Genomic DNA, 7,624 nt, shown 5'->3' on the forward strand with positions numbered 1-7,624 from the left:
GGGCCCGTCCGGCACGATCCCGGGCGGGCCCATCTATTTCCGTCTAGACGCTGGAGCCGCGCCGGAGCCCGGCGACCAGGCCCACGCCGACGATGGCCAGCACCACCTGCATCACCAGCTCGATCCAGTCGATGCCGGGGGTCGTCGCGACGCCGAGCACCTGAGCGATCAGCGTGCCTAGCAGGGCGGCCACGATGCCGACGACGATGGTGAGGATCCAGCCGATGGCCTGCCTGCCGGGGAGCAGGAGGCGACCGATTGCGCCAATCACGGCGCCGATCACGATGGCGCCAAGGATGGACTGGATAGTCATGGTACGAAACCTCCCCGTGAGAGTGAGCGGTTCACTCCCACGGAGATGCTCGCTACCCGATCTACCGCTTTTATGCGCGGTCTTTACGAATGAGCAGGTCAGGATGGTGTTCCACCCGTACGCCCGGTGCGTCCCGCAGTGAAGCGCGTCACGAGGAGCACACCGACGACCGCCAGCACGAGCTGGAGTATGTGCTCGATCCAGTCGATCCCCCGCGTGTCGGCCACGCCGGCGGCCTGCGCGATCAGCGTTCCGATCAGGGCTGCCACGATGCCGACGATGAGGGTCAGGCCGATGGACATGTTCTGCCTGCCAGGAACGATCAGCCTGGCCAGGGCGCCGACGATGGCGCCGATGACGATCGCGGAAACTATCGCGCCGATCATGTGCTGCTCCCCCCGAGACGTTCACATGTCGTGGGGACACATACCCTCAGAGCAGGCAAAACAACCAAAAAGGGGAGACGGCGGTCCGTACCGCGCCAGTGACGAACCGCCGCCTCCTGATACAGCGGGCTTCGCGACGACCCGCCGGGACACCCTCACGCATCCACACGTAAGACGCCCGGCGTTCAGGAAAGGTTGACGACCAAGGCTGTCGCGACGGCCGCGACGCCCTCTCCCCGCCCGGTCAGCCCGAGCCCATCGGTGGTGGTGGCGGACACGCTCACAGGCGCGCCCACGGCGGCGCTGAGCGCCTTTTCGGCCTCGGTACGGCGCGGCGCCAGCTTGGGCCGGTTGCCGATCACCTGAATGGCCACGTTGCCGATCTCATAGCCCGCGGCACGCACCTGCCGCGCGGTCTCCTCCAGCAGCGCGACGCCCGAGGCACCCGCCCATCGCGGGTCCGCGGTCCCGAACAGCTGCCCGAGATCACCCATGCCGGCCGCGGACAGCAGCGCGTCACACGCGGCATGCGCGGCCGCGTCGCCGTCCGAATGGCCCTCGAGTCCGGTCTCGCCCGGCCAGTGCAGGCCGACGAGGTTGAGCTCACGTCCCGAGGCTCCTGAAGCGAACGGGTGGACGTCGACTCCGACGCCCACCCGTGGAAGATTGGTGTTCAGGAGTTGAGAACCTCGTCGAGCAGGGCCTCAGCCTTGTCCTCGTTGGTCTTCTCCGCCAGGGCAAGCTCACTGACCAGAATCTGACGCGCCTTGGCGAGCATGCGCTTCTCGCCCGCGGACAGGCCGCGCTCGCGGTCTCTCCGCCACAGGTCCCGAACGACTTCGGCGACCTTGTTCACATCGCCGGAGGCGAGCTTCTCCAGATTGGCCTTGTAGCGACGAGACCAGTTGGTCGGCTCTTCCGTGTGCGGCATCCGCAGGACATCGAAAACCCGCTCAAGGCCTTCCTGGCCGACAACATCGCGCACACCGACGAGTTCTGCGTTTTCGGCTGGCACCTGGACGGTAAGGTCGCCCTTGTCGACCTTGAGCACCAGGTAGGTCTTTTCCTCACCCTTGATGGATCGCTTCGTGATTGCTTCGATCCGAGCAGCCCCATGGTGGGGGTAGACGACTGTGTCGCCGACCTGGAAAGTCATGTGACAAGTACCCCTTCCGCTGTACTCCAGGGTACCACGCATCCACAGCCTCCCGGAACAGTGAAATCCTCATAACTGCAGGTCAAGGCCGCATATTAGGGCTTGACAAGTGCTCAACTCTATGTCTGGCATTTCCGGACATAGCTAATGACCTGCGGGGGCGTGGATATGACCATGGATTCGGATCGATATGGTGGGCGCTGCACATCACGCATGCGCGCCACCTGCGCTTAGCGCATGCGCGAGCCCTCCGCAAGACCAAGGAGAACCCGCCCGTGACCAGCCGTCGCTGGATTGTCGTCGCCGCGTTCTTGGCAGCCCCCATGCTGGCGGGCTGCGGGGCTGGATTCGACGCCACCACCAACAAGCCGTACGCGCCCAACGAGGCACTGGCATTGATCGAGAACGGTGCTTACGGCACGCGCGGCATTCAGATCCCGCAGGCGTTCATTCTTGGGCCCGACGCCGGCGCGCAGCTCGCCTGGCGCGGCTCCGCCCCGATCTACCTGAACATTCTCAACACCGCCGGCACCCCCGACACCCTCGAGGCGGTCTCCGCCGGGACCATGGGGACGGTCAAGGTCACGGCCCCGATCCAGCTCCCGAGCCGCCAGCTCGTGAACACCGGCAAGCCCACCCCTCAGCTCATGCTCGAGGCGATCCCCAAGAGCCTCAGGGGCGGCGAGAGCATCAAGCTGGACCTCCAGTTCGCCAACGCCGGGATCGTGTCCTTGAACGTCCCTGTGGTGACGCGCAGCCGCGAGTTCAAGGACTACCCGCCGGCGCCGGGAGCCCCCGCGGCCCCCACGCCCACCCCGACGCCGTCCGCGTCGGCCTCCGAAGAAGCCCACTGACCTTTCCCCGGAAACGCCGAAACCCTTGTTCCGGTACGCGACTCGTACCGGAACAAGGGTTTTCTACTCTTCGGTGGCGTCGAACTTGTAGCCCAGGCCGCGCACGGTGAGGATGCAGCGCGGGTTGGACGGGTCCGACTCGATCTTGGCGCGCAGGCGCTTGACATGGACGTCGAGGGTCTTGGTGTCGCCCACGTAGTCGGCGCCCCACACGCGGTCGATGAGCTGGCCACGGGTCAGTACACGCCCCGCGTTGCGCAGCAGCACCTCCAGCAGCTCGAACTCCTTCAGCGGCAGCTGCACCTGCTCACCGCGCACGGCGACGACGTGGCGGTCGACGTCCATGCGCACGGGCCCGACGGCCAGCACCGCGGTCTCCAGCTCCTCCGTCACGTCGCCCTGGCGGCGCAGGACCGCGCGGATGCGGGCCACCAGCTCGCGGGACGAGAACGGCTTGGTGACGTAGTCGTCGGCGCCCAGTTCGAGGCCCACGACCTTGTCGATCTCGCTGTCCTTGGCCGTCAGCATGATCACCGGCACCTTGGAGCGCTGCCTGAGGGAGCGGCACACCTCCGTACCGGGCAGACCCGGAAGCATCAGGTCGAGCAGCACCAGATCTGCTCCGTTGCGGTCGAACGTGTCGAGAGCCTCGGGCCCGGTCGCCGCGACCGACACCTCGAAACCCTCTTTACGGAGCATGTAGGACAGGGCGTCGGAGAAGGACTCCTCATCTTCGACGACAAGTACGCGAGTCATTGGGCTGTCTCCAGGGGAATCGAGGGTGGTACTGCCACCGCCGTGCCGCCGAAGGCGGGCAGGCGGAGCGTGAAGGTGGAGCCGGACCCTTCCTTGCTCCAAACGGACACTTCGCCGGCGTGCGCGGCGGCGACGTGTTTGACGATGGCCAGGCCGAGCCCGGTGCCACCGGTCGCCCGCGACCTGGCCGCGTCGACGCGGAAGAACCGCTCGAAGATACGTTCGAGCGCCTCCTCCGGGATGCCGATGCCCTGGTCGCTGACGCTGATCTCCACCGAGTCACCGGCGGGCCGCACGCTGACCACGACCCGGGTGTGCTCCGGACTGTACGCGACGGCGTTGTCGATCAGATTGCGCAACGCCGTCACGAGCAGTTCGTCGTCACCCCAGATGCGCAGGCCCTCGGTGCCGCCGGACACCAGCGTGATGTCCTTGGCGACGGCCTTGGTGTTGCAGTGGTCGATGGCGTCGTGGATGGACTCGTCGATGGAGACCTGTCCGGGGGTGGGGATGGGCTCGGCGCCCTGGATCCTGCTGAGTGTGATCAGGTCTTGGATGAGGTAGTTGAGCCGGGCGGCCTCGTGCTGCATGCGCCCGGCGAAGCGGCTGACCGCCTCGGGGTCGTCGGCGGCGTCCTGAATGGTCTCCGCCAGCAGGCTCATGGCGCCCACCGGGGTCTTCAGCTCGTGGCTGACGTTCGCGACGAAGTCACGGCGTACGGCCTCGACCCTGCGGCGCTCGGTCTGGTCCTCCGCGAGCACCAGGACCTGGCCGTGCGAGCCGAGCGGAGCCACGCGTACCGCGAAGTTCGTGGTCTCCTGGCCGAACTTGTGCCCCGCCACGTCGATCTCGCTCTCGCGGATCTCGCCGTCACGGCGTACCTGCCGGGCCAGCGCCAGCAACTCGGCGGCCATCAGCCGGTCACCCTTGACCAGCCCGAACGCCCGCGCGGCCGAGCTGGCGCGCAGCACCTTGTCATGCGCGTCGAGCACCACGGCGGAGGAAGGAAGCACGGCCAGCACGGACGCGACGCCCTGCGGCAGCGCGCTCCCGGTCTGTGTGCCATCCTCCATGGCAGCGCGTTTCGGAGCCTCGATCTGGTTTCGGTAGAACAGGACCGCCAGGGCGCCCACGACGAACCCGGCCAGGGCCGCGAAGCTCATGGCCATCTCACTCATGTCTTCGATGGTAGGTGGCCTTCTCCCAGGCGCAGACCCTCTCATCAGGGATGGAAGGCCCCTTTCCTGGAAAGTTCATCTGACGGTAGGGGTTCGTTCATCGAGGGGCACGTACGGTGACCACATGCGCGACGCGTACCATGAAGAACTTGATTCGCTGACTGACAAGCTGGTTGAGATGACCAGGCTTGTCCGCTCGGCCATTTCCCGTGCCACCACGGCCCTCCTCGACGCCGACCTTCAGCTCGCCGAGAGTGTCATTTCCCGGGACGAGGAAGTGAACGCGACGTTCGCCGAGGTCGAGGCCTCGATCTTCGACCTGATGGCCCGGCAGCAGCCGGTGGCCGTGGACCTGCGAATGGTCATCACGGCGCTGCGCATGGGCACCGACCTGGAGCGCATGGGCGACCTCGCCGTCCACGTCGCCAAGGTCGCCCGCCTGCGCCACCCCGAGTCGGCGATCCCGGCCGAGGTGCGCTCGACCATCGTGGAGATGGGCCAGATCGCGGAGAACCTCGTCACCAAGACCGGCAGCTGCATCGCCTCGCGGGACGTGGACTCGGCGCTGGAGCTGGAGCAGGACGACGACGCGATGGACCGGCTGCACCGGCGGCTGTTCCGCAACATCCTGTCCAAGGACTGGGAGCACGGGGTGGAGCCGGCGATCGACATCACGTTGATCGGGCGCTACTACGAGCGGTACGCGGACCACGCGGTCCGGGTGGCGGCGGATGTCGTCTACCTGGTCACCGGGGCGCGGCCCAGCTAAAAGCAAGGCCTTCCACTCCTGGGCGCTTCGCGCTCGGGGTTCCAGACAGTGCTTCCCAGGGGGCTTTCGCCCCCTTCGACCCCCGAAAGGCGCGGTCTTCGCAGAGGCGCGCTTCGCGTGAAGGGGCTCAGGCTGTGTTGTGTGGGGGCACGCCCCCACACCCCCGGCGAGGGGACTCCCGTCCCCTCGCGCTCCCCGGGTCTCGGCCATCATGCGACCAGTCATGGCAGGCTGTGTCACAGTCGAGAGCCGGAATCTCAGAGCCGGCCACACGTGACCTGACCGGCCGGAGATCAACGCCTCCAGCTACCGATGTCGCCCATCGACAAGTGAGCTTTGAGCGCATGCCGTGAAGCCCGGTACTGTGCGCCTTAAAATGATGTATGAGTGCTGACATCGGGATGGCGCGTGCCGATCGGAACCTCGACTGAGAAGGGTGCTCTGGCGCCCCGGACGGCAGGACCACGCGTGCAAGACGTCCACGCCATTCGCGAGCGCTTCATCGGCGCCGCTGGATGAAGGTGGCAGCACTCCCATCTTCCATTTACACAGGGTAACCTGGCGAGAACTTTACTCTCCGGGTTGCGGCGGTTACGACTTCCGGTGAAGTGGCGCAATCGGTTAGGGCTGGGCTCCGCCGTACTGGAAGGAAGTCAGGGGTGAGACCACGCGCCAGCCGAGCCGCTCATAGAGCGCCCGCCCCTCAACGGTCCCGCCCAGGACGCCGACGCTGACCCCCTGGTCGATGGCCAGATTGTGCAGGGTGCGCATCGCCACCGTGCCCAGTCCCCGCCGCTGGTGCGCCTCATCGGTCAGCACCTTGTCGACGACCACGGTCTCCCCCGTGCAACCCATCTGGGCGCGCGCGGCCTGCCCGCCACCAGCGATCAGGATCCGGACGAAGGTGGCCGCTCCGGAGGTGGTCACCTCGATCTCGTATCCGGCCGGGCAGCGGGGTTCGGCGCGGTCCAGATCCACGGTCATCATGAAGCCGGGGTCTGTGCGTTCCCACCCTTGAGTGAGGTATGGCGCAGCCTCCTCGGGGGAGACGAAGAGCTTGAGCCAGGCGCCCTGTTCAGTGACGGTGGGGAGCAGCTTCTCCAGCCACTGGAGGTCGGTGACGATGTATCGCCCGATCCCCTCGACCTCCATGCGCCAGCCCCACGGCTCAGCCACCGGCTTTCCAGCCCCCCGTGAGATCGCCCAGCCCTTGGTCCACTCGGATACAACGTTGATCATGCCCGGCAGCGTAACGAGTGGCAGAAAACGGAAAAGGGAGCGACCCACCCAGCACCTGGGTGGGGTTGCTCCCTCTCGGAAGCGAAGTAGAACTACTTCACGCTGACGGCGGCGCCGGCGCCCTCAAGGACGGCCTCGGCCTTCTCCGCCTGCTTCTTGTTGACCTTGCCCTCGAAGCCCGGCTTCGGAGTGCCGTCGACCAGGCCCTTGGCCTCCTTCAGACCGAGGGAGGTCAGCGCGCGGATCTCCTTGATGACCTGAATCTTCTTGTCGCCGGCGCAAGCAGTACAGCACGGTTCCCCGAGCCGGTGAACCTATGTGGTCACCGCACTAGTCGAAGCCCTCACTGCGTCTGCCGCTTTGCGGGCCCAAGGCTGGGGTGCGGGGCTCTGCTGTGCCACAAGATCGCCGTATCTCTCGCCCAGAGCTGCGTTCGGGACTCGCCCCGCCGATTTTGATCTTGACCTCGGGGCCACGAGAGCTCAATTGCTGCTCGACGGCCAGCTTCCCCAGGAGCGACCCGATCCGCTCTCCTCGCTGTACTGCTGCGCCTTGGTCACGCAGTCAGGGCAGATGGGCTCGTCGACAGACCTGGCCACGGCTTCCGGCTTGGCCGGACGAAGAGAGCCGAGGACCGTGATCCCTGGCGGCATGTGGGTCTCGGGATCGATCAGGACAGTCACGACTTCTTTCGGGTCGAAGCTGAATGTGCGCTTGCACGCATAGCATCGACCGGTCGTCTCGCGATGTTCGCTCATGCCCGCCAACCCTTCCTGCCAGGAGGCTACCTGTTGCGATGAAGGGTTCCGCAAGGGCGGGCTCGGCCCCGTCGACCTACAACCGAGACAGGCGGAATGCTCCAAGCCACCATCGATACCGAGAGGGCCAGGCGAGGGGAGCGCGAGGGGACGGGAGTCCCCTCGCCCGGGGGTGTGGGGGCGGCCGCGAGCTGGGGCTCGGTGAGCGAGCGTCG

10 protein-coding genes and 1 pseudogene are annotated in these 7,624 nt (G+C 66.6%); 2 read left to right on the forward strand and 9 right to left on the reverse strand.

Annotated elements, in window-relative coordinates:
• Positions 1-43: 43 nt before the first annotated feature.
• From AB0L65_RS61420 to AB0L65_RS61435, 4 genes are all read right to left on the reverse strand, one after another.
• Positions 44-313 carry a GlsB/YeaQ/YmgE family stress response membrane protein gene (locus AB0L65_RS61420; protein ID WP_364266819.1) on the reverse strand — a complete coding sequence of 90 codons (270 nt, stop codon included), beginning with the start codon at positions 311-313 and terminating at the stop codon, positions 44-46.
• Positions 314-411: 98 nt separating this feature from the next.
• The gene (locus AB0L65_RS61425; protein ID WP_364266822.1) at positions 412-699 is read right to left on the reverse strand and encodes a GlsB/YeaQ/YmgE family stress response membrane protein; all 288 of its coding nucleotides are present in this window, start codon (positions 697-699) and stop codon (positions 412-414) included.
• Positions 700-884: 185 nt separating this feature from the next.
• Positions 885-1,355, reverse strand: coding sequence for a 2-C-methyl-D-erythritol 2,4-cyclodiphosphate synthase (gene ispF / locus AB0L65_RS61430; RefSeq protein ID WP_364266825.1), 471 nt, complete (start codon positions 1,353-1,355; stop codon positions 885-887).
• A 17-nt stretch (positions 1,356-1,372) separates the two neighbouring features.
• On the reverse strand, positions 1,373-1,855 hold the full coding sequence (locus AB0L65_RS61435) for a CarD family transcriptional regulator (protein WP_043624891.1): 483 nt from the start codon (positions 1,853-1,855) through the stop codon (positions 1,373-1,375).
• 275 nt (positions 1,856-2,130) lie between these two features.
• Here AB0L65_RS61435 and AB0L65_RS61440 point away from each other — a divergent pair, with 275 nt between their 5' ends.
• Complete coding sequence (locus tag AB0L65_RS61440; protein WP_364266828.1) at positions 2,131-2,709, forward strand: copper chaperone PCu(A)C; 579 nt, start codon at positions 2,131-2,133, stop codon at positions 2,707-2,709.
• Between the two features lie 63 nt (positions 2,710-2,772).
• Here AB0L65_RS61440 and AB0L65_RS61445 read toward each other — a convergent pair whose 3' ends face one another.
• Positions 2,773-3,465, reverse strand: a complete 693-nt coding sequence (locus AB0L65_RS61445) for a response regulator transcription factor (RefSeq protein WP_185070431.1) — start codon at positions 3,463-3,465, stop codon at positions 2,773-2,775.
• Positions 3,462-4,643 carry an ATP-binding protein gene (locus AB0L65_RS61450; protein WP_357725415.1) on the reverse strand — a complete coding sequence of 394 codons (1,182 nt, stop codon included), beginning with the start codon at positions 4,641-4,643 and terminating at the stop codon, positions 3,462-3,464. Before AB0L65_RS61450 ends, AB0L65_RS61445 begins: the two co-directional genes overlap by 4 nt.
• Before the next feature lie 124 nt (positions 4,644-4,767).
• Between AB0L65_RS61450 and phoU the strand changes: the two genes are divergently transcribed.
• Complete coding sequence (phoU, locus tag AB0L65_RS61455) at positions 4,768-5,412, forward strand: phosphate signaling complex protein PhoU (protein WP_350733256.1); 645 nt, start codon at positions 4,768-4,770, stop codon at positions 5,410-5,412.
• Between the two features lie 621 nt (positions 5,413-6,033).
• Here phoU and AB0L65_RS61460 read toward each other — a convergent pair.
• The 3 genes and pseudogenes from AB0L65_RS61460 to AB0L65_RS61470 all read right to left on the reverse strand — a co-directional run bounded on the left by AB0L65_RS61460 (position 6,034) and on the right by AB0L65_RS61470 (position 7,409).
• A complete protein-coding gene (locus AB0L65_RS61460; protein ID WP_364266831.1) occupies positions 6,034-6,651 on the reverse strand; it encodes a GNAT family N-acetyltransferase in 618 nt (205 codons plus the stop codon).
• Between the two features lie 92 nt (positions 6,652-6,743).
• Positions 6,744-6,929 (reverse strand): annotated as a pseudogene (locus tag AB0L65_RS61465) (ribosomal protein L7/L12); the annotation flags it as partial.
• Positions 6,930-7,133: 204 nt separating this feature from the next.
• On the reverse strand, positions 7,134-7,409 hold the full coding sequence (locus tag AB0L65_RS61470; RefSeq protein ID WP_364266834.1) for a hypothetical protein: 276 nt from the start codon (positions 7,407-7,409) through the stop codon (positions 7,134-7,136).
• Positions 7,410-7,624 lie beyond the last annotated feature (215 nt).

The sequence above is a fragment of the Nonomuraea sp. NPDC052116 genome (assembly GCF_040680035.1).
In the GTDB taxonomy this organism is placed as follows: domain Bacteria; phylum Actinomycetota; class Actinomycetes; order Streptosporangiales; family Streptosporangiaceae; genus Nonomuraea; species Nonomuraea angiospora_A.

Excerpts from the sequence above, each read along its gene's own strand:
- AB0L65_RS61420 (WP_364266819.1), bottom strand. The coding sequence starts at position 313 with ATGACTATCCAGTCCATCCTTGGCGCCATCGTGATCGGCGCCGTGATT.
- AB0L65_RS61425 (WP_364266822.1), bottom strand. The coding sequence starts at position 699 with ATGATCGGCGCGATAGTTTCCGCGATCGTCATCGGCGCCATCGTCGGC.
- AB0L65_RS61435 (WP_043624891.1), bottom strand. The coding sequence starts at position 1,855 with ATGACTTTCCAGGTCGGCGACACAGTCGTCTACCCCCACCATGGGGCT.
- AB0L65_RS61445 (WP_185070431.1), bottom strand. The coding sequence starts at position 3,465 with ATGACTCGCGTACTTGTCGTCGAAGATGAGGAGTCCTTCTCCGACGCC.
- AB0L65_RS61450 (WP_357725415.1), bottom strand. The coding sequence starts at position 4,643 with ATGAGTGAGATGGCCATGAGCTTCGCGGCCCTGGCCGGGTTCGTCGTG.
- phoU (WP_350733256.1), top strand. The coding sequence starts at position 4,768 with ATGCGCGACGCGTACCATGAAGAACTTGATTCGCTGACTGACAAGCTG.
- AB0L65_RS61460 (WP_364266831.1), bottom strand. The coding sequence starts at position 6,651 with ATGATCAACGTTGTATCCGAGTGGACCAAGGGCTGGGCGATCTCACGG.
- AB0L65_RS61470 (WP_364266834.1), bottom strand. The coding sequence starts at position 7,409 with ATGAGCGAACATCGCGAGACGACCGGTCGATGCTATGCGTGCAAGCGC.